Source organism: Lentzea sp. NPDC020367 (assembly GCF_044387305.1).
Lineage (GTDB): Bacteria > Actinomycetota > Actinomycetes > Mycobacteriales > Pseudonocardiaceae > Lentzea.
Window position 1 is genome coordinate 1028868 of the sequence record NZ_JBIRVV010000002.1, and the last position, 21512, is coordinate 1050379.

Here is a 21512-nt window from a genome sequence, read left to right on the forward strand (position 1 = left end):
GGATTGAGCGGGACGGCGGATCAGACTCGGAGGCAGCCGGGCGTCCGCCGACGCCGGCGCTCCGGGGGACTGGGCCTGCGACCAGCGGCTCAGTAGTCTGCAACGGTCGATTCACCGGCCGCTGGGGAGCGGCGGTCGAGGGCGGGGACGAATGGCTGAGCAGTCGGATGTCTTTGGAGTGGAGCTGCGGCGCCTGCGCACCGCGGCGGGCCTGTCGCTGGCGGTGCTGGCGGCGCAGGTCCACTACAGCAAGGGCTATCTGGGCAAGATCGAGACTGGCTTCAAACAACCAGGTGTTGATCTGGCCCGGCGCTGCGACGCGGTTCTCGGAGCCGGTGGACGTCTGGCAGCCCTGGTGGACCAGCCCTCCCCCGCGAGCCCGCTCGCTGCCGTCGCGGCCGACGGCGACGGCGAAGTGTGGGTGATGAGCATGGCTCCGGACGGGTCGAGCTGGATGGTTCCGATGCCTCGGCGCGACGCGATCGCGACGGGCGCCGCGTCGTTGCTCGGGCTGACGCTGGGGGCTCCCCGCGCCGCCTCCGCGAGCGCGGCGCACGACGGCACGCTGGCGGCGTTCCGGTCGCTGTTCGCCGAGGTCAGGAAGCTGGGGCAGACGACGAGCCCGAGCGTGGTGCTGCCGATGGTGACGGTGCACACCCACACGTTGCGCGGCATGGCCAACGGCGCGCCCACGCCCGTTCGCGAGGAGCTGCTGGGGCTCGCCGCCCGCTACAGCGAGTACGCCGGGTGGATGGCCCAGGAGGCCGGTGACGACAGGGCCGCGATGTGGTGGACCCGCAACGCCGTCGAGATGGGCGCCGCGGCCGGTGACACCGAGATGGCCACGTACTCGCTGATCAGGCAGGCGTTGATCACGCTCTACCGCGACGACGCCGCCGGCACCGTCGACCTGGCCCAGCAGGCGCAGGCCGCACCGGGCACCTCACCTCGCGTCCAGGGGCTCGCCGCGTTGCGCGAAGCCCAGGGCCACGCGCTGGCCTGCGACTACGACGCCTGCCGGCGGGCGCTCGACCGCGCCGCCGTCCTGCTCGCCAGGGCGGGCACCGCCGACGGCATGGTCATGGGCTCGGGCTCGGTCAGCGGCGCCGACCTGAACAGCCTGGTCGAGGCCTGGTGCCTGCACGACCTCGGCCAGTCCCGCCAGGCGGCGGACGTCTTCGACCGGCAGCTGGCCCTGGTGCCCGGCAGCGCGCACCGCACCCACGCGCGCTTCGGCGCCCGTCGCGCCCTCGCCTACGCCTCCGCCGGCGACATCGACCACGCGAGCGAGTTGACCGCGAAGGTCCTCGACGCCGTCGACCTGGTCGACTCGGCCACCGTGCGCCAGGACCTCAAACAGTTGGCCCGTCTCCTCGGCCGCGAGCGCAAGCAGGCCGCGGTCAGCGAGGTCTACCCCCGCCTCAACGCGGCTTTGCGCAGTCAGCTCCACTAACGATTCACCGAACACAGCACGATGGGGGCGTTGAAGTGTCCGATGCGGCGATTTTCCAGCGCAGGTTCGAGGCGCTGGCCGCGAACGTCGAGGACTTCATCCGCGGCAAGCCGGAGGTGGTCAGGCTCGCACTCGTGTGCCTGCTCGCCGAGGGACACCTGCTGATCGAGGACGTACCGGGCGTGGCGAAGACCTCGCTCGCCAAGGCGATCGCGCGCTCGGTCGCGGGCGCGGAGGTGAAGCGGATCCAGTTCACCCCCGACCTGCTCCCGTCCGACGTGACCGGCGTGCAGGTGTACGACCAGGGCCGCTCGCGCTTCGAGTTCCGCCAGGGCCCGGTCTTCACCCACATCCTGCTGGGCGACGAGATCAACCGCGCCTCCCCCAAGACCCAGTCGGCGCTGCTGGAGGTCATGGCCGAGGGCCAGGTCACCGTCGACGGCCGCCCGATCCCGGTGCCCTACCCGTTCCTGTGCATCGCCACCCAGAACCCCGTGGAGCACCAGGGCACCTACGCCCTGCCGGAAGCGCAGCTGGACAGGTTCATGATGCGCATCGGCATCGGCTACCCCGAGAACCTGGCCGACGAGATCAGCATCCTGTCCTACGGCGTCACCCGCCGCCGCCCGGACGAGCTCAAGTCCGTGATGGAACTAGACGACCTCCGCCTGATGATCCGAGCCGTCCGCGAGCAACGAGTGGCCGACGACCTGCGCGAGTACGTCGCCCGCCTGGTCCGCGCCACCCGAGTGCACCCGGACGTCGAACTGGGCGTGAGCCCGCGCGGCGGCATCGCCATGATCACCGCCGCGCAGGCCTACGCGCTGGCCGCCGGCCGCCCGTACGTGACGGCGGACGACGTGAAGGCCGTGGCCGTGCCCGTGCTGAACCACCGGCTCCTGCTCACCCCGGAAGCCCGCATCCAGCAACGCACGCCCCAGGCGATCCTGACCGAAGTGCTCGCCGCCGCACCCGTCCCGAACGGTGGATGACGCGCGGTGCTTACCAGAACAGGCACGGCGATGCTCTGCGCCGCCGTGATCCTCGTGACCCTCGGCGCGTGGGCCGACTACCCCGAACTGGTCGCCCTGGGCCTCGCCGCCGCCGCGACCCTGCTCCTGGCCGTGCTGTGGCTGATCTCCGCACCACGCCTGACGGTGGTGCGCGAGGTACGCCCCCACCGCGTCTTCGAGGGCACCGCCGCGCAGGGCACGCTGACCGTCACCAACGTCGGCCGGCGCCGCAGCCCACCGCTCGTGGTCACCGAAACAGTCGGCGGCCGGCGCACCACGGTCCCCGTCCCGGCGCTGGCCGCGGGCGACAGCTGCACCGTCGGTTATCCGCTGCCGGTGACCAGGCGCGGCCGCTACCTGATCCCGCCCGTGCTGCTGGGCCACTCCGACCCGCTGCGCCTGCTGCATCGCGGTCGTACGTCCGGCAGCGAACTCGTCGTGCACGTCTACCCTCGCGTGCACCCCCTGGCCATGGTCACGACCGGCGGCCCGCAGGACGCCGAAGGCCCGACGGCCGGCAACGCGCCGCTGGGCGGCGCGACGTTCCACAGCCTGCGGGAGTACGCGCCCGGCGACGACTGGCGCCGCATCCACTGGGGTGCGACCGCGCGGACCGGCACCGTGATGGCCCGGCACGTGGTGGTGCCCGACGAGCCGCGCCAACTGGTCGTGCTCGACACGAGCGTCGAGCCCTACCAGGGGCAGACCTTCGAGGACGCGGTGCGCGTCGCCGCGTCGTTCTGCCTGGCGGCCGAGAACGCCGGGCTGCCGTTCCGCCTGCGCACAACGGATGCGCTGGAACGCGACTCCGCCGGCACCGCACTGGAGTTCCTGTCCACTGTGGACAAGAACCGGGCCGGTCGCGGGCTCGCCGTGCTCACCGACCAGTTGCGCGACTTCGTCTCCGACACGCAGGGCGTCGCGCTGACCGTCGTCACCGGCAGGGTCGACGCCACGACGGCACAGCTGCTGATGATGCTGCGCCCCAGGTTCCTCTCGGTCAGCCTCGCCCAGCTGGGCGCGACCGAGACGGTGCCGAGGCCACGAGGGGTGCTCGCGGTCGCCGCGACGGGCAGCGACCAGTTCGCCACCGCCTGGAACCGGCTGGTGCTGCGATGAACCGGCTGCGCGCACTCGCACCGGGAATCGCCGTCGTCGAGGTGGCGCTGGCGCTCGTGGCGTCCGGGGCGGCGGCGCTGGTGTACCAGGACTTCTTCGCCACTCCCGGCTACCTGATCCCGCTGGGGCTCGCCTGTCTCGCCGGTGGCGTGACGGCCGCACCGCGCCACCGGCGCGCGTGGGCCACTCCGCTGCTCGCTGCCGCCGGACTGGCGCTGGTCGTCGTCTTCGGCGTCTTCCGGGGCGCGGGCTCCGAGGTCCTCGACGGCGTGCCTGGCAGCTGGAACCGCCTGCTCGCCGTGGCCGTGCCCGCCGATCCGTGGGGCGAACTGCTCGTGGTGCCCACCATCGTGATGTGGGCAGCGGCGTTCACGTCGGTCGTCCTGGTCCGCTACAACCGGAACGCACTGGCGCCGCTGGCTCCCCCGCTCGTCGGCTTCGTGTTCGCCGTGTTCGTCGTCGGCAACCAGGCAGGCGGCCACGCGGCAGCCACCGCGGTGTTCCTGGTGGCGGCCCTGGCCCTGATCGCGATCCGTGCCCACCGCGCCGCGGGCACCGGTGCCGTCCGGATCGACCGCCGGTCACCCCGTTCCCTCACCGCGCTCAGCGCCGCGGTCCTGGTGGTCGTCGTCAGCGCCCTGCTCGGCGCGGCGGGCGGCCAGGTCCTGCCGATCGCGTCCGGCGACCACCGCTTCGACCCGCGGGACCTGATCGCCCCACCGGTCACGACCACCGACGCCCTCACCCCGCTGGCGAGGCTGAAGAGCCAGCTCAGGGAGAGCCCCGCCCGCGACCTTTTCACCGTGCGGCTCGACGTCGAGTCCTACACGCAGGTCGACAGGATCCGGACCGCGGCGCTGGACGAGTTCGACGGCACCACCTGGACTTCGGGGGCCACCTACCGCGTGGCCGGCAGCCACCTCACCGCCGACCCCGCGCTGACCAGGGGCAGGCAGGTGACCGCGCACATCGACCTCAAGGACCTCTCCGGCCCTCACCTGCCCGTCATCGGCTGGCCGGCACGTCTGGAGACGACCGGTGGCACCCGCGGCAGGCTCGGGTTCGACGCGAACTCGGGCGTCGTGGTCAGCAGCGCGCCGAAACTGCAGGGGCTCGGCTACGACCTGACCGCGGAGGTCACCGTCCGGGACGACGGGCTGGCCCAGGCCACCACGACACCCGGACACTCGCGGTCGCTGCCCGAGGGTCTTCCGACACCGCTGCGGGTGATGGCCGCGGAGTTCACCGGTCTTCCCGGCCTCACCGCCTACGGCAAACTGGTGGCCCTGGAAACCCGTCTCCAGGCCGTGACCATGAGCATGACCCGCCCGCCGGGGCACTCCTACGCCACCCTCGCCGCCATGCTGTCCGACGAGGAGAAGGGCAGCGGTTACTCCGAGCAGCACGCGGCGGCGTTCACCGTGATCGCCAGGGCGATGGGCTTCCCGGCCAGGGTCGCCGTCGGGTACCGCCTGCGCAACTACCAGGGCGGCGTGTTCCGGGTGAACACCGCCGACGCCCACGCGTGGTCCGAGGTGCACTTCGCCGGCTACGGCTGGGTGGCGTTCGAACCCAGCCGCCCCGACTACGGAGCCCCGCCGGCGGAGCCGCAGGACGCGCCCCGCGTCGTTCCACCCCAAGCCGCGCCGCCGGCCACGACGCCGACGCCCGCCCCGCCCACCTCGTCCCAGTCCACCGAGGTGGTGGAGGGGCCGGGCTTCGGCTGGAACAGCGTCCGCGACGGCACCGTGCTGGCCGCGGTCGCCGCGGTGCTGCTGGTCCTGCTCGCCTGCGGGTTCGTCGTGCTCGTCAAGAGCCACCGACGCCGCCGCAGGCAACGGGACCCCGATCGCGCCGCGCGGGTGCTCGGCGCCTGGCAGGAGCAGATCGACCGGCTGACCGAGCGCGGCATCACGTTCCCGGTGTCGCTCACGGCCCCCGAGGTCGCCCGGCGCGTTCACGACGACCTCGGCGAGGCCGCGCCGCTGTTCACGGCGTCGGCGGAACTCGCGAACGCGGCGGTCTACGCGCCTGAGACGCTCGACGACGCGGACGCCGACCAGTCCTGGCGACTGGTGACGGAACTGCGCGAGCAGCTCCATTCCGGGCGCGCGTCCCTGTCGCGGCTGCGCGCGGCGGTGGATCCACGTCCGCTCTGGTCGGGCTGGAGCACCGCGCGGCAACGGCGGCAGGCACGCGAAAGCCTGGAAGTGGGGCGGTACCGGTGACGGCGACCCTCCGGTGGCGGCCCCGGATCCTGGTCGCGTTCGCGGCGGTCACGTCGCTGGCCGCGGCGATGCTGGTGGACGGGCCGGGATATGACATGACCCAGGTCCCGATGCGCACCGGCGCGATCTGGCTCGCGTCCAACAGGACCGGGCAGGCCTCGCTCGTGGACGGCACGATCGGCGAAGTCCGGGCACAAGCGGCGGTGGCCGAGCCGGGCGCCTCCCTGAAAGTGGCTCAGCGCGCGAACTCCGCCTTCGTGGCCGACCAGAGGACGGGACGACTGTCCCGCGTCGACACCGCCACCGAGCACATCACCCGGTCGGACGTCGTCCTCCCCGTGAGCGGAGGCCTGGTGCTGCGACCGGCCCAGGACTTGCTGTACGCGGTGGACAGTCAGAGCGGAACCGTCGAGTCGGTCGACCCGGCCACGATGCGGTCCACGGGCGCGCCGAAGATCCTCGCCGCGGCGCTCAGGCCGGACAGCGTCGTCGTGGACGGCGGCGGCCGGTTGTGGGCGATCGACGACAGGACAGGCGACCTGGTCTGGCTCGCGGCTGGCGAGCGACGGACCCGTCCGACCGGGTCCAGGACCGGCCACCTCGCCGTCGCGGCCGGCCGGCCCGTGCTGGTGGACCCCGCACGTGGCACCGCGGAACTGCTCGATCCGGAGACGGGCGCGGTCACGCGGACCGTGCGACCCGCGCTGGGTGAGGGCGACGAGGTGGCTCTCACCGAGTCGTCGGACCGGTCGAGAGTGGTGATCGCGAACACCACTCGCGGCAAGCTGATCACGTGCGCGTTCGACACCGGCACCTGCGCCGATCCCGTCGACCTCGGCGGCGAGAGCGCCCGGTTCGGTCCCCCGGTCGAGGTCGGCGATCACGCCGTGGTTCCCGACTACTCCACCGGACGGGCCGTCGTCGTCGATCTCGTGGAGACGCGCGTGGTCGCGCAGCGCCTCCTCTTCGCGGAACCGGTCAGGTTCGAGCTGCTCACCCGCGACGGCATCGTCTTCTTCAACGACGCCACCAGCGACGTGGCCGGAGTCCTGCAGCTCGACGGTGAGATCATGACGATCACCAAGTACTCCGAGACTCTGGCGGGAGCCGACCAGCGCCCGCCGAAGACCGATCCACGTGTTCAGGCGGAGCAGCCGACGCGCACGGGACTGCCCGAGCGCAAGCCCGGCCTCGGAATCGGGCGCCAGACGGTCCAGCCCGCCCAGCCGGACTCCGGGCCGCCTGCCCAGCGAGCGTTCATCTCGATCACTCCCGGCAACCGGGGCGAGGTCGGCAGCGAGTTCGAGCTGACCCTGACGCTCCTGCCGGCCGTCCACTCCGACGTCCGCTGGACGTTCGGCGACGGAACCGCGAACTTCGGCAGCACCGTGCGGAACACCTGGTACGCGCCGGGCATCTACACGGTCGAAGCCGTCGCCGTGCTCGACACGGGGAAGAAGGCGCTGGCGACCACTGTCGTGACCGTGGACCCCGTCGGAGCACCGCTGCACATCGCACGGTTGTCCGTGCAACGGCCGAAGCCGGTCGTCGGGGAGCAGGTGCACTTCAGCTCGGACGCCTCCGGCAATCCGGACTCCTGGTCGTGGACCGTCACCGCGGCGGATCAGCGAACACCCGTGACCACGGCGAGAACGGCGGCATTCGACCACAGGTTCACCGCACCGGGCAGGTACACCGTCTCGCTCACCGTCGGGCGAGGGGGCAGGACGGCCACGGCCTCCCAGGAGCTGACCGTCGCCCGCGGCGCCGTCGAGGGCTGGGGCGGCAACCTGTGGGGGCAGTTGAACATCCCCCCGGCGGCGAAGAGCGGGGTGATCGCGATCGCCGCGGGCGGCGGGCACAACCTGGCGCTGAAGACGGACGGGTCCGTGGTCGCGTGGGGCAGCAGCAACACCTACGGGGAACTGGACCTGCCTCCGGAGACGTCGAGCGGGGTGATCGCTGTCGCCGCCGGCGAGATGCACGGCCTGGCGTTGAAGGCGAACGGCACCGTCATCGGCTGGGGCGGCAGGAACATGTTCGGCCAGGGAGTGGTGCCGCCGGCGGCCCAGAGCGAGGTGGTCGCCATCGCCGCGGGCCGTGATCACAGTCTCGCGTTGAAGAAGGACGGCTCCGTGATCGCCTGGGGCTACGGCCTGCAGGGGCAGACGACGGTGCCGTCGGGCGCGAAGTCCGGTGTGATCGCGATCAGCGGCGGAGGGTCGCACAGCATGGCGCTGAAGGCGGACGGCTCCGTGATCGTCTGGGGCGGCGACAGCACCGAGGAGACCCCCGTGACCGAGGTACCGCCCGAGGCCACCGCGGGTGTGATCGCCATCGCCTCGGAGAGTTCGAGCTGTCTGGCGCTGAAGTCCGACGGCTCGGTCATCGGGTGGGGCAGCGACGCGCAGGGGCAGATCTCGGTGCCGCCGGCGGCCAGGAGCGGGGTCGTCGCGATCTCCTCCTTCTTCTGGCACGTTCTGGCGCTGAAGGCGGACGGTTCGGTGGTCGCGTGGGGAACCGACCTGTTCGGCGACGGCACGACGAGGGTGCCACCGCAGTACAGCAGCGGTGTGCTGGCCGTCGCGGCGGGCAAGCTGTACAGCCTGGTTCTGGTGTAGGGAGCGCGATGACCTCTGGGGGATCTCGCATGCGACGCACGAAGATCTTGACCGCGCTGGCCGCTGCAGCCGTGACGGCCGGAGCTGTTCTCGTGGCAGGACAGGGATACGAGGCCGCGCGTGTGCACATGGTCGCCGGCGCGATCTGGCTGACGTCCGTCCAAACAGGACAGGCCACGCTGGTGGACGGAGCGAGCGCCGAGGTCAAGGCGAGCGTGCGGGTCGCCAGGCCGGGCACCGCGTTCAGCGTCGTCCAGCACGACGGCGCCGGTTACGCGCTGAACGCCGGGACCGGGCAGCTCAGCCGTGTCGACAGCGCCACGGAGGAGGTGTCCTCGCCGGTGTCCGTTCTCCCGGCGAGCGACGGACTCACCGGGAAAGCCGCCCCGGGCGTGCTCTACGCGGTCGACGTCCGCAGTGGAACGGTGGCCTCGGCCGACGCGAGAACGCTGGCACCGCAAGGGGAACCCCACAGGCTGGCCGAGTCGCTCAAGCCGGACGGCGTCGTCGTGGACGGCGGCGGACGGCTGTGGGCGATCGACGCCGGCTCCGGTGAACTGGTCTGGCTGGCCGCGGGCGAGCGACGCAGGAGTTCCGTCTCGTTCGGGAACGGCCACCTCGCGATCACCGAGGGCAGGCCCGCCGTGGTGGACACCGCACGCGGCACGGTCGACCTGATCGACCCCGGGACCGGTGCTGTCACGCGCTCATTGCGGGTGCCGCTGCACGAGAACGACGTGGTGGCTGTCAGCGGGTCCGCGGACCGTTCACGCGTGCTCATCGCCAACAGCACCCGCGGCGAACTGGTCACGTGCGCGTTCGACGCCGGCAGCTGCGCCGATCCTGTCGAGATCGGCGCGGAGGGCGCCGACCTCGGGGCTCCCGCCGAGATCGGCAACCACGCCGTCGTGCCCGACCGCTCCACCGGGACGGCCACGATCGTCGACCTCGCCGGTACTCGGGTCGTCGCCCAGCGCGAGCTCTTCGCCCAGCCGGCCCGGTTCGAGTTGCTCACCCACGACGGCATCGTCTTCTTCAACGATCCCGCCGGTGACGGCGCCGGCGTGCTGGACCTGGACGGCGAGGTCCGGACGATCGTCAAGTACACCGAGCAGGGGGCGTCCGAGGGCGACGCCCCGCCCGAACCGGACCCGCACGCACAGGCCATTCAGGTGACGAAGACCAACAACCGGAAACAGCAATCGGGCGTCGGGCTTCCCGGCCGGCAAGGCAGGACGTCCCTGACGACCGCGCAGCCGCCAGCACCACCCGCGCCGCCCGCCGCGTCGATCGTGGTCAGCCCGGCCGGCCGGGCCACAGTGGGCGACGAGCTCGAACTGAGGATGGTCCTGCGGCCGGAAGGTGCCGCGGCCGTCCGCTGGTCGCTCGACGACGGAACGGAGCCGACCGGCGCCTCCGTGCGCCACCGCTGGCAGCGGCCCGGTGTCTTCACCGTCCGCGCGGAGGCGACCCTCGGCAACGGCACAACCGTGCACGCGGAGACCGCGGTCACCGTCGATCCGGCGCAGGCGCCGCCGACGATCGCCCACCTCTCCGTCCAGAGGCCGAAACCCGTGATCGGCGAGTCGGTGCGCTTCAGCGCCGACACCGGTGGGAAGCCGGACAGCTGGGCGTGGACCGTGACCAGGCCCGGTGCGGCGGCACCCGAGATCACCGCGCGCACCCCCGAGTTCGACCACAGGTTCGCCTCGCCGGGCGTCTACACGGTCTCGTTGAGGATCACGAGCGGAACCCTGAGCGCCGAGTCCTCACGCCAGTTCGCCGTCGCCCGCGGCGCCGTCAAGGGGTGGGGCTACAACTGGGGCGGCCAGCTGAACGTCCCGCAGTCGGCCCTGAGCGGCGTGGTCGAGATCGACGCCGGCCTCAACCACGGTCTGGCGCTGAAAGCGGACGGCTCTGTCGTCGCCTGGGGCTACAACGGCTACCAGCAGCTCAACGTGCCCTCGGAGGCGTTGAGCGGCGTGGTCGCGATCGCCGCCGGCGGCAACCACAACCTGGCGCTGAAGAACGGCGGCGTCATCGCCTGGGGCAGCAACATCCTGGAACAGCTGCACGTGCCGCTGCAGGCCAAGAAGGACGTGGTCGCGATCGCCGCCGGGCACGACTTCAGCCTGGCGCTGAAGTCCGACGGCTCGGTGATCACCTGGGGTGTCGACGTGTGGCGCTTGACGCCGTTGCCGCTGTCGGTCCTGAGCGGCGTCACCGCCATCGCGGCCGGCGGCAGGCACGCGATGGCCATGAGGACGGACGGCTCCATCGTCGTCTGGGGTGAGACCAATCTCGGTGAGGCCAACGTGCCGTCCGAGGCCAAGAGCGGCGTCGCCACCATCGCCGCGGGGTTCATGTCCAGCTATGCCTGGAAAGCGGACGGCACGCTGATCGCCTGGGGTGACGACAAATGGGGTCAGGTGGCACTTCCGGCGGAGGCGAGGAGTGGTGTGGTCGCCTTCGACGCCGACTTCGCGCACGGCTTGGCGTTGAAAGCGGATGGCAGAGTGATCGCCTGGGGCCACAGCGCGTTCGGCGAGTCGGTCGTGCCGCCCGAGTACAGCAGCGGCGTGCTCGCCGTGGCGGCCGGCGAGCGCTTCAGTCTCGTCCTGGTGTGATCGGTGGGGGGAAGAAGTCGATGGGGATGAGCAGACGAACCCAGGTCGTGACCGCGGCTCTCGCCGTGGCCACGACCGCGGCAGCCGTGCTCGTGGCCGGACCGGGGTTCGACACCGCACGGGTGCGGATGAGTTCCGGCTCGGTCTGGCTCGCGTCCAACCGGACCGGGACGGCGGTGCTGGCGGACGGCGCCACCGCGGAGCTGGTGACGTCGGTGCGGGTGGACGAGCCCGGCGCGGCGTTGAGCGTCGCCCAGCAGGGCAGTTCCGCGCTGGTCATGAACCAGGAGACCGGCGTGCTGAGCCGCATCGACAGTGCCACCCTCGACGTCACCCGTTCCGCGGCGGCGATGCCCGCGAGTCCCGGACTCGTCGTGGTGCCCGCGCGAGACGTGGCCTACGGAGTGGACGTCCGCAGTGGAGAGGTCGTCTCGGTCGATCCGCAGACCGTCGCGCCGCGAGGCCGGCAGCGGCTGGCCGAGTCGCTCAGGCCGGACAGCGTCGTCGTCGACGACCGCGGTCGGTTGTGGGCGATCGACGACACGACCGGTGATCTGGTCTGGCTGGACGGGGACCAGCGGCGCACTCGTTCCACCGGGGCGAAGTCGGGGCGCCTCGCGCTCACCGCGGGCCGTCTCGCACTGGTCGATCCCGAACGCGGCACGGCGGAGCTGCTCTCAGCGGAGACCGGCGCCGTCACCCGTTCCGTGCGGACCGGCCTGCGGGCCGGCGACACGATCGCCGTCAGCGGTTCCTCCGAGCGGTCCCGGGTGCTCATCGCGAACAGCACCCGCGGCGAGCTCGTCGTGTGCGCGTTCGACACCGGCTCCTGTGACGAGCCCGTGCAGGTCGGCGTTCCTGGTGACGAGCTCGGTCCCCCGCTGGAGATCGACGCCCACGCGGTCGTGCCCAACCACTCCACCGGGCAGGCCACGATCGTCGACCTCACGACCGGGAAGGTCGACGCTCAGCGCGAACTCTTCGCCCAGCCGACCCGGTTCGAGCTGATCGCCCGCGACGGCGTCGTCTTCTTCAACGACCCGAACGGCAGTGTCGCCGGGGTGCTGGACCTGGCCGGCGAGGCCAGGACCATCTCCAAGTACTCACAGGGGACCGAGGGCGAGTCCCCCACCTCCCCCGACCGCCCCGGCACGGCGGATCAGGTGGCGGCGGCCGATCGCCGCGAGCACAAGCCCGACGCAGGCCTCACCGGGCCGCCGAAGCAGACGTCCCGGCAGGCCCCCGTCTCGCCCGCGCCGATCCCCACGGCGTCCATCGCGGTCAGTCCCGCCAACCGCGGCGCGGCAGGTGACGAGTTCGAACTGACGATGCTGCCGCGCCCGGCCGGTGCCGCCGCGGTGCGCTGGTCGTTCGGCGACGGCTCCGAGGCCTCTGGCGGCAGCGTCCGCCACAGCTGGACCAGGCCGGGTGTCTTCACCGTCCGCGCCGAGGCCACGCTCCCCAACGGGACGAGAACGCAGGCGGAGACCGCGGTCACCATCGACCCGGAGCAGGCCCCGCTCTCCGTCACGCAGCTCGTCGTCCGGCGGCCCAAGCCGGTGATCGGTGAGCGGGTGAGCTTCAGCGCGGACAGCACCGGGAAGCCTGACCGCTGGAGCTGGAGCGTCACCAGGCCGGGCACGATCGCGCCCGAGGTCACCGCGGACACCCCGGAGTTCGGCCACCGGTTCACCGTGCCCGGCGTCTACACCGTCTCGCTCACGATCACGAGCGGCACCAGGACCGCGCAGTCGTCCCGGAAGTTCACCGTGGCCCGCGGTGCTGTCGAGGCCTGGGGTGACAACAGCCGCGGGCAGACACAGGTGCCGTTGGCGGCGTCGAGCGGCGTGATGGCGATCTCGGCCGGATTCGAGCACTCCCTCGCCCTGAAGACGGACGGCTCGGTCGTCGTCTGGGGCGACAACACCTACGGTCAGGCAGAGGTACCTGCCGACGTGTCGAGCGGGGTGGTCGCCATCTCCGCCGGAGGCTGGCGCAACATCGCGCTCAAGGAGGACGGCTCGGTCGTCGCCTGGGGCGACAACGTCCCTGGCTGGAACTCGGTGCCGCCGCACGCCCAGCGCGACGTCGTCGCGATCTCCACGGGCATGGCGCACAGCCTGGCGCTGAAGAGGGACGGCTCGGTCGTGGCCTGGGGCGATGACCACTTCGGAGAGACCGTCGTCCCGGCAGCGGCCAGCAGGGATGTCGTCGCGATCTCCGCCGGTATCACCTACAGCCTGGCCCTCAAGGCGGACGGATCCGTGGTCGCCTGGGGCCAGGAGGACTATCCCGACATGAAGTTGCCGCCCGAAGCCTCCAGTGGGGTGGTCGCGATCGATACGGGCGACGCCCCGCTGGCGATGAAGGCGGACGGCTCGCTCTTCCGCTGGGGCAGCTACCCGGCTTATGAGATACCGCCGGCGGCCCGGACCGGGGTCGCCTCGTTCGACACCAGCCACATGCACTTCCTCGCCCTCAAGACGGACGGCTCCGTGATCTCGTGGGGAGAGGACAACGCGGGCGAGACGTCGGTGCCTCCCGCGTACGGCCACGGCGTGCTGGCCGTGGCCGCGGGGAGCAAGTACAGCATGGTCCTGCTGGAAGGCCTCGACTGACGGCTACGAGTAGCGGGACCGGGTGGCCTGGCGCAGCTCGCGCCAGGCCACGGCCACCTTCGCCGGGTCGCCGTCGAAGGCCCCGGAGCGCAGCAGGGCCGAGTCCGCGTCCAGGCGGGCCGCGTTGCGCTGGTAGATGACCGAGTCGTCGTGGTCGAGACGCACGGCGAACTCGCCGAGCGACGAGAACGGGGCGTCGTGCAGTTCCAGCAGGCTGCGCAGGAACTCGTAGTCGGCGAACGCCCAGTCGAACGCGCTGCCGTCCACGACGTTGAAGAACACGCGGCCGAGCACCTGCCGCAGTTGCACGCTCAGCGCCTGGCGAGGAGGCGCTCCGCCCCACTCCGGGAGCGCTGCCGCGTGGCGCGGGTCCACAACGTTGCGCAGGACGAGGGCTCGCAGGACCGGAGTGGTGCGTCCGTCGGCTCCGGTGGCGGAGGTACGACACAGCAGGCGGTGGACCAGGTCCTCCCGGCCCGCGGCGACGGCGGCCACGCCGATCACGCAGGTCAGCAGCAGCGCCGGGTACGACGAGGCGTTGACCCACACGTCCTGCGCGCCTCGGTGCCGCGGCGCCGGGCGCAGGAAGCGTTCTACCAGGGCGGTCCACACCTCGTCGTGCCGGCGGTCGCCGGACCGCACGCCGATGGCGACCAGTCTCAGCAGCGGCGCCATGTCGTGCTCGTAGGCGGTGAGTCGCTTCTCCAGGGCCGCGGGGAGTTCGCTGTCGTCCAGGTGGCCGGAGGTGGGGTAGCGCGACTCCGTCAGCAGTTCGAGTGCCGCGGCTGCCGTCGCCTGGACGCGCTCGTGCACGGACAGGCCCAGTGGCTCGGACAGGGCCTGGCGGAACTCGGTGATCGGGCTGCGCAGTTCGCCCTCGGCCGGGCGGTCGGGGCGTGGGGCGGACGGGGCGGGCCTGGGCGTGACGAGTTCCGGCACCAGCTCGACCAGTTCGTCGACCAGGCGCGGGAGGTCCAGGTCGTCGCTGCGGTGGTGGATGCGCAGGTACTGGCAGCGGGCCACGCGCTTCAACGCGTCGGGCAGGTCTGCCTCTCGCAGCGGGTCGATGCCGTCCATCAGCACCGGGATGACGCGCAGGCCGCAGTCGAACGCCTCGAGGATCTCGCGGCGCACCCAGTCGTCCGGCTTGTCGAGGCGGCGGACGCCCTCGCGGTCGACGGCGTTCACCCAGCGGGGGCCGATGAGGGCCAGGAGGACCTCGCACCGGCGCAGGCCGCTCAGGATCTCGCGGGAGAAGTCCTCGCCGAGGCGGATCGACTGGCTCGCGTAGAAGACCTGGTCAGCTCCGAAGCGCGCGCTCAACTCCCGCTTGATCAGGGCAGCCGCCCATTCACCGTCTCCGGTGCGGTAGTTGACGAACACGCCAGGCATCGCCCAAACCCTCTCACGTGAGGCTGTGGCGAGGAGATTACTGACCGCCTCCAAAGCGGTTTGCCACCCGGCGCTCTTCGCGGGCATGTTCGACGCGTTCCTCCAGCGCCTCGAACCACTCGCGGCCCGGCCGGCCGCAGTTGTCGCGGATCTCGTGCTTGAGTTCGGACGTGTTGGCGTTCAGGGTGCGGACCATGTCGAGTCCCTGGTCGACCTGCGTCCTGAGCTCGCTCTGCGACCTCCGCAGATGTGCCGCGGCGGCGCGCATCTCGGCGCGGGCCTGCTTGCTCACCACGAGCTGGAGCGGTGCGACGCGGGCGTGGCGGACGACGAACGCCATGGTGTGCAACGAGGTCTGCGCGGACCCGTAGGCCAGGTGCGCGGTGTCGGCGCACTGGTACGACTCGCGGTGGAAGACGCGCAGGGAGTGGAACTCGACGTCGGGCCGTGCCGGGTTCCTGGCCTGGAGTTTCACCAGGCGGGCCTGCACCTGTTCGGCCTGGCGGCGCACTCGGGCGTTCTCGGCGCGGACCCGTTTCAGCGTGCGATCGGCCTCGGCGGCCGCGGCACGCACCTCCTCGACCGTGACCCGGCGGGGGCGGCGGTCCCACAACGCCATCGCGACGAGCACTACGACGCCGGTCAGCGCCGCGCCGACGAAGAGCGACATGCCGTCGTCGATGACGTGTTCGCCGGGGACGGAAGGCTTCTTCATCAGGAACACGAAGGCGTTCATGGACGCCAGGAGCGTCACGCCGCGCAGGAGCAGACCCGGCCAGCGCTTCAGCACCGGGGAGCCGCGCAGCCGGCCGTTCCTGTTCAGCGCGAACCGGACCAGCAGCACGCCCAGCGGCAGCGACACGGCCGCGCCCCACAGCCACTCCCGCAGGTAGACCGCGTGTTCGGGGATGTCGTCGAGGACGATGCGCGCCGCGATCGCCGGTGACACCAGCACCATCGCCAGCGGCAACCCGAAGAACAGGACGAGGAACGCGAGCGCGCAGCCGCCGCAGCCGCTCCGGTCGCGGCTCACCGGCGGTGGCGGCCGGGCCTGCGGCCGGCGGGGGCGAGCGCGGCCGCGCCGGAGCCGTTGAGCACCTTGTCGATGACGTTCGCGACGCCGCCGGTCAGGTCGGCGTGGTGCTGGACGAGCATGGTGGTGAAGTGCGAGGTCAGGTCGATGTAGGCACGGCGTTCCTCCAGGGCCAGCCCCGGTTTCACGGTCTCGCGCTGCATGTTGACCATGCACTCCCGCAACGCCGCGGCACTGCGGTCCGCCCTGCCCAGGTGCTTCTGCATCTGGCGCAGGGTGGTGGAGGACTCGCGGCGGCGCTGGTCCAGCAACGCCAGCTTGATCTCCTTGTCGTGCGCGGCTTTCGACTCACCGACCCGGCGCATCTCGGTGTTCAGCGCGTACGACTCGGCGACGCACCGCCCGGCGGGCCCGAGCGGGCTCAGCGAGTCGGCGATGCGTGTCACCGTCTCGCTGAACCTGACGTCGTTTCCCTCGACCGTGACCAAACCCATGGCAGGTTCATCCACCCCGCCGGGCAGAGCGTTACAGCCCGAACGAACCGCTTCAGGGCGTCCGGATCACCCGGTCGCGGGGCTGGTGACGGCGTTCGCGATCCTCAGCGTCATCTGCTGCTGCGAGCTGTCGCGGACCGTCGGCGTGAACGAGTACGCGATGCGCCGCTGCCCGTCCCGCGTCGAGAACACGCCCGCGTTGAAGCCGTACCACTCCCCCGTCTTGCCCCACACCTCGACGCCGTTGATCGTGAAGGTCTGCAGGCCCGTCGCGTACGAGGCGGGCGAACCGTCCACCATGGACACCTTCGGCACGGTGAACATCTTCTCCAGCAGGTCTTTCCGCACCAGCCGGCCGTCGAACAGGGCGGCGCCGAACCTGGTGAGGTCGCCGGTCGTGGAGACCATGTCGCCTTCGCCGTGGGCCCTGGAGGAGTTGTAGTCGCTGACGTCGACCAGGCCTTGGCCCGGCACGTTCAGGTAGCCGTGGACGTGCGCGCCGCGGATCCGCGTCTCGTCGCGGCCCGGTACGTAGGTCCTGGTGAGGCCGAGCGGCCGGGTGATGCGCTTGTCCACTTCCTGAGCCAGATCGCGGCCGGTGACCTTCTCGATGACCATCGTGGCGAGCAGGTAGTTGATGCCCCGGTACTCCTGCTTCGTGCCCGCCGGGAACTTGGGCTCTGTCGGCGGGACCAACGCCCTGAGCTGCTCGGGCGTCCACTTGTCGTACCGGTGCGCGAGGACCTTCTCCGGCGTGCTCAGGTCGGGGTAGCCGACCTCGTTCGGGATTCCGCTGGTGTGGTTGAGCAACTGCCCGACCGTCACCGCGTCGATGGACTCCGGCAGGTCGGGGAAGTAATGCCGGACCTTCGTGTCCAGGCTGAGTTTGCGCTCTGCCACGAGCTGCAGCGCGACCGTCGCCACGAACACCTTGGTGACGCTGCCGATCCGGAACCGGTCGTCCGGCCGCACCGCGCGCCGTTGATCGGCCAGGCCTTCGGCGCCGTACCAGCGGCCCGCCTCGCCGGAGACCCTCAGCTGCGCCGACGTCACGACCGGATGTTCCAGGTCGGCGATGGCCGCGTGCAGCAGTTCCGGTTGCAGCGGCGGTAAAGGCGTCACCGCGACCATGGCGGCGATCAGGAGTGACTTCATGATCACCACCGTGCCGCGAACGATGGCGCACGACCATGGCGCTGGCCCCCGCGCTCGCGGTAGGGCCAGCACCAAGTCGTTCTACCGCTAGCGAACCGCGCGCACGCCGTTGGCGAAGAACGCCAGCCGGACCTCGCGGTCCATCGCCCGCTCCGGGTGGTCCATCAGGCCGAACGCCAGGCCGTCGGCGCTCGTGATGCCCGCGACGTCCTCGAACGACCCGTCCGGGTTGGAGTCCTTCTCGTACCGCAGTGCGACGCGGTAACCCTCGGTCTCGCTGCCCGGGTCGAAGCGGCCTTCGCCGTGCGCGCACGGGAAGGTGAGGGTCTGACCGCCCAGGCCGGTGAGCCACGGGCTGTCGTTCTCGGTGTCGACGACGTGCCGCTGGTTCTCCTCGTTGCGGAACGTGCCGGCGCTGTTGACCTTCAGGCCGACCTTGCCGAAGCAGCCGCCGCGCACCGCGATCTGGAACCCGTTGCAGATGCCGAGCAGCGGACGCGTGCGGCACGCCTCGAACTGGTCCGCGAGATGGCTGCGCAGCAACGCCGCCGCCACCGCGCCACCGCCGAGGTGGTCGCCGAACGAGAACCCGCCGGGGATGCAGAGGATGTCGGCGTCGTCGAGCCGTTCGGTGCCCGCCAGCAGGTCGGCCGCGAACCTCATCCTCGGCTCGGCACCCACCTCGGCGAACGCTCGGACGGTCTCCTCCTGGCAGTTGGTGCCGGGCAGGTACAGGACGTTGACGGTCGGCTTCATGCGATCCTCGCCGTGAACGAGTTGAGCCAGCCGTCGCGCGCGGCCGGAGCGAACAGGTCGATGCCTTCGAGCACGATTCCGGTGCCCTCCAGCGTGCCTTCGAGCACACCGAGGACGACGGGGTTGAGCTCGGCGGGCAGGGCGGCGACGTCCTCGGGGGCGACCTCGACGACAGCGCCGACGCGGTGCTCGGCGAAGAGCGACTCGGTGGTCGCGGACTCCAGCTTCACGCCGATGCCGCTGGCGAGCACGCCCTGGGCGAGCGCACCCGCGACGCCGCCGGCGCCGATGCGGGCACCGCTGCGCAACAGGGCCCTGCTCGCGGTGAGCGCGGCCAGATAGCTGTCCACATCGGACAGTTCCAGGTCGTCGAGCGCGCCGATCGGCAGGCCGAGCTTGCGCGCGGCGACCGTGCCGACCGGGGAGCCCGTGGCCAGGCCGATGCGCACCAGCACGTTGCCCGCCGTGGTCCACTGCTCGCGCAGCAGGTCGTCGGTGTGCGGGACCTTGCCCAGCGCGGACAGGAACACCGCGGGCGGCACGCTGACGAGGCCCTCGTCGGTCTGCACGGAGCCCGCAGAGGAGTCCTTGCCCGAGATCAGCGGCACACCGAAGTGGCGGACCAGCACCGCGAGCTCGTCGACCATGCCGACCAGCCACTCGCGCCAGTGCGGCGAGAGGTGCGGGGTGTAGAAGTTGTCGCACATGCAGATGTCCTTGACGGCGACACCCGCGAGCACCTGGCCCGCGATCGCCGCGCAGAACATCTGACGGGTCGCGGCGACCGGGTCCGCGTCGAACATCCACGGGTTGAACGCGGTGTTGAGCACGGCGGCGGCCGGCGAACCGGTGACCGGCGTGCCCGCCCAGTAGGCCGTGCGGACCGAGTTCTCGGTGCCGTAGTGCGGGCCGTACCAGGTGTTGCCCTGGACCGTGGAGTCGTACTGCGAGTCGGCGAAGTGCTGGGAGGCGACCTCCGCGTCGGCGACGACCTCCTCCAGCAACCCGGCGAGCTGCGTCGGCGCCAGCTCCGGCCACTCGACCACGTCGGACGGACGCGGCGGCGGACCGACCTCGAACCGTTCGACCTCGATGTCGAGCAGGTCGTACGCCACGTCGAAGCCGAGTTCGCCCTGGTGCGCGGGAACGGCGTCCGGCGCGGCGGCGATCAGGGCCTCCTCGGTCAGATCCGGCGCGTGGAACACGTGGTAGCGACCAGTGTCCGCGAACCGGCCGATGACCGTCGAACGCACCATGTGGCGGTCGAGGATCTTCTTCGCCCGCTCCTGGTGCTGCGGCGGCACGGCGAGCAGCATGCGTTCCTGCGACTCGGACAGCAGGATCCGCCACATCGGCAGCGCCGCGGTCTTCAACGGCACCAGCGCGGTGTTGATCCACACGCCGCACGCCTCGCCGATCTCACCGACGGCGGAGTTCAGGCCCGCGCCACCGACGTCGGTCAGCGCGCTCATGCAGCCAGCCTCGCGCAGCTCGATCAACGCCTTGCGGAACTTGACCTGCTCCAGCGGCGCGCCGATCTGCACGGCGGCGGTGTCCATCACGGCGCCGGCGGAACTCGCGGACGCCCCGTGGATGCCCTCGTTGCCCGTCAGGCCGCCGATCAGCACGACGAAGTCACCCGGCCGCGGCGTGCCGCGCTGCGCCGCCGACACGGGCAGCAGGCCGATGCTGCCGCCGAGCGCGAACGGCTTGGCGCGGTACGCGGGGTGGAACGTCATCCGCGACGACATCATCGGCACGCCGAACGTGTTGCCGTACTCCTTGATCGCGCGGATCGTCTCGCCGGCGAGCCTGCGCGCGTCCGGGCGGCCCTTGATCGGCGCGGGCGCCTCGGGCTCACCGATCGCGGTGTACTCGAAGCTGCCGATGGGGTCCGCGGAGAGCCCCGTGCCGAGGATGTCGCGCAGCACGCCGCCGAGCTTGGTCAGCTGGCCGAAGTAGCCGGAGATCGCCGACGGACCGTTGTGCGTCTCGGCCTTGATGGCGATCGCGTGGCCGTCGTAGAAGTCCCAGACGCCCGCGTTGTCGTGGAACATGCTCAGCACGTTCGGGTTGTCGACGTCCTTCGCGGCCTGGACGAGCCTGCCGAGCAGACTGCCCAGCGACTTCCACGTGGTGTGCGCGCAGTGGTCGCTCCAGCGGGCGTCCAGCGCCTCCAGCAGGACGTCCGTGACGAACTCGTCGCCGAGCGTCTGCTGGACGTGCTGCACGTGCTTCATCTGGGCGAGCGAGAGGTTGCGGCCCCCGGCCACTCCCAGCTCGGTGAGCCCGGCGTCGTCGAGCCCGCGCAGGTCGTACTGCGCGGCGGACTCGTAGTGGCCCTGCGGCACGAGGGTGTCGTAGTGCGGTTCCTCGTCGTGCAGCTCTTCGATCGTCGCGTTGAACCGCGTCGAGGCGATCAGGTCCCGCAGCTTCGGCGACGCCGACCGGTAGCTGGTCGCGACCTTGCCGGCCCTGGCCTTCACGCCGAGCAGCCCGCACACGGTGATGATCGAGTCGCTCTCGTTGTCGACCACGCCGCGCTTGTAGGCGACCTGCACGGCGCCCGCGTCCAACGGCTGGTCCAGCGAGACCTCGACGTCGAGCTGGTCGCCGAGCACGGCGGCCACCTCGGTCAGCGCGGCCGGGTCCGGCGCGCCCTCGAACTCGACGTAGTAGTCGCGCCACACCTCGAGGTCGTCGAGCTCCCACGATCGGCCGAGCTCACGGATGTCGGGCTCCGCGATGCCCGCGGAGCGAACCGAGAACTTGTGGATCAACAATCCTCCTGGAGCTGAACGGTCGGAGCCAATTGTCCTGGGAGGCGACCGCGCTCGAGCAGGCACCCAGGCAACCGGGCGAGGCCGCACTGCGACACATGCAGCACCCTAGGCGGTGAGGCCGTTCCGACCCTCATCGGCGGAGCGCGACGCGCGTCACTCACACGCGCGAAAAAGGCTCGCCACCGTTCCCCGAGTCGGGGGACCCTGGCGAGCGACGAGC

Annotated in this window: 13 protein-coding genes; 7 read left to right on the forward strand and 6 right to left on the reverse strand. The window is 71.4% G+C overall.

All coding sequences use genetic code 11. From position 1 onward, the window contains the following. The first annotated feature begins 151 nt into the window (after positions 1-151). From ACH413_RS11400 to ACH413_RS11430, 7 genes are read left to right on the forward strand one after another with little or no spacing between them, the layout of a single operon-like run. On the forward strand, positions 152-1453 hold the full coding sequence (locus ACH413_RS11400) for a helix-turn-helix transcriptional regulator (RefSeq protein WP_360030955.1): 1302 nt from the start codon (positions 152-154) through the stop codon (positions 1451-1453). 35 nt (positions 1454-1488) lie between these two features. Then, entirely contained in the window at positions 1489-2445 is a 957-nt protein-coding gene (locus ACH413_RS11405) for a MoxR family ATPase (RefSeq protein ID WP_360030956.1), read from the forward strand. A gap of 6 nt (positions 2446-2451) precedes the next feature. After that, the gene (locus tag ACH413_RS11410; RefSeq protein WP_360030958.1) at positions 2452-3585 is read left to right on the forward strand and encodes a DUF58 domain-containing protein; all 1134 of its coding nucleotides are present in this window, start codon (positions 2452-2454) and stop codon (positions 3583-3585) included. Then, positions 3582-5813, forward strand: coding sequence for a transglutaminaseTgpA domain-containing protein (locus ACH413_RS11415; protein ID WP_360030960.1), 2232 nt, complete (start codon positions 3582-3584; stop codon positions 5811-5813). Before ACH413_RS11410 ends, ACH413_RS11415 begins: the two co-directional genes overlap by 4 nt. Beyond that, positions 5810-8434 (forward strand): PKD domain-containing protein, encoded by a 2625-nt coding sequence (locus ACH413_RS11420; protein ID WP_360030962.1) that lies wholly within the window; start codon positions 5810-5812, stop codon positions 8432-8434. Before ACH413_RS11415 ends, ACH413_RS11420 begins: the two co-directional genes overlap by 4 nt. Positions 8435-8463: 29 nt before the next feature. Next, positions 8464-11061 carry a PKD domain-containing protein gene (locus ACH413_RS11425; RefSeq protein WP_360030964.1) on the forward strand — a complete coding sequence of 866 codons (2598 nt, stop codon included), beginning with the start codon at positions 8464-8466 and terminating at the stop codon, positions 11059-11061. Positions 11062-11087: 26 nt separating this feature from the next. After that, positions 11088-13679, forward strand: coding sequence for a PKD domain-containing protein (locus ACH413_RS11430; RefSeq protein ID WP_360030966.1), 2592 nt, complete (start codon positions 11088-11090; stop codon positions 13677-13679). 3 nt (positions 13680-13682) lie between these two features. Here the strand turns inward: ACH413_RS11430 and ACH413_RS11435 are convergent, their stop codons facing one another. From ACH413_RS11435 to ACH413_RS11460, 6 genes are all read right to left on the reverse strand, one after another. After that, positions 13683-15071: a toll/interleukin-1 receptor domain-containing protein gene (locus ACH413_RS11435; protein WP_360030968.1), complete on the reverse strand. Its 1389-nt coding sequence runs from the start codon at positions 15069-15071 to the stop codon at positions 13683-13685. Between the two features lie 37 nt (positions 15072-15108). Then, positions 15109-16104: a hypothetical protein gene (locus ACH413_RS11440; protein ID WP_360030970.1), complete on the reverse strand. Its 996-nt coding sequence runs from the start codon at positions 16102-16104 to the stop codon at positions 15109-15111. Then, the gene (locus ACH413_RS11445; RefSeq protein ID WP_360030972.1) at positions 16101-16598 is read right to left on the reverse strand and encodes a hypothetical protein; all 498 of its coding nucleotides are present in this window, start codon (positions 16596-16598) and stop codon (positions 16101-16103) included. The genes ACH413_RS11440 and ACH413_RS11445 overlap by 4 nt, the downstream gene beginning before the upstream one ends. 66 nt (positions 16599-16664) lie before the next feature. Next, entirely contained in the window at positions 16665-17753 is a 1089-nt protein-coding gene (locus ACH413_RS11450; RefSeq protein WP_360030974.1) for a serine hydrolase domain-containing protein, read from the reverse strand. A gap of 87 nt (positions 17754-17840) precedes the next feature. Then, complete coding sequence (locus ACH413_RS11455) at positions 17841-18509, reverse strand: phosphoribosylformylglycinamidine synthase subunit PurQ (RefSeq protein ID WP_360030976.1); 669 nt, start codon at positions 18507-18509, stop codon at positions 17841-17843. Then, positions 18506-21289 (reverse strand): AIR synthase-related protein, encoded by a 2784-nt coding sequence (locus tag ACH413_RS11460; protein WP_360030978.1) that lies wholly within the window; start codon positions 21287-21289, stop codon positions 18506-18508. The genes ACH413_RS11455 and ACH413_RS11460 overlap by 4 nt, the downstream gene beginning before the upstream one ends. Between the last annotated feature and the right edge of the window lie 223 nt (positions 21290-21512).

Bases quoted from the DNA above. Each gene is read 5' to 3' on its own strand.
- ACH413_RS11445 (WP_360030972.1), bottom strand. From the start codon at position 16,598: ATGGGTTTGGTCACGGTCGAGGGAAACGACGTCAGGTTCAGCGAGACG.
- ACH413_RS11455 (WP_360030976.1), bottom strand. From the start codon at position 18,509: ATGAAGCCGACCGTCAACGTCCTGTACCTGCCCGGCACCAACTGCCAG.
- ACH413_RS11435 (WP_360030968.1), bottom strand. From the start codon at position 15,071: ATGCCTGGCGTGTTCGTCAACTACCGCACCGGAGACGGTGAATGGGCG.
- ACH413_RS11430 (WP_360030966.1), top strand. From the start codon at position 11,088: ATGAGCAGACGAACCCAGGTCGTGACCGCGGCTCTCGCCGTGGCCACG.
- ACH413_RS11450 (WP_360030974.1), bottom strand. From the start codon at position 17,753: ATGAAGTCACTCCTGATCGCCGCCATGGTCGCGGTGACGCCTTTACCG.
- ACH413_RS11400 (WP_360030955.1), top strand. From the start codon at position 152: ATGGCTGAGCAGTCGGATGTCTTTGGAGTGGAGCTGCGGCGCCTGCGC.
- ACH413_RS11425 (WP_360030964.1), top strand. From the start codon at position 8,464: ATGCGACGCACGAAGATCTTGACCGCGCTGGCCGCTGCAGCCGTGACG.
- ACH413_RS11415 (WP_360030960.1), top strand. From the start codon at position 3,582: ATGAACCGGCTGCGCGCACTCGCACCGGGAATCGCCGTCGTCGAGGTG.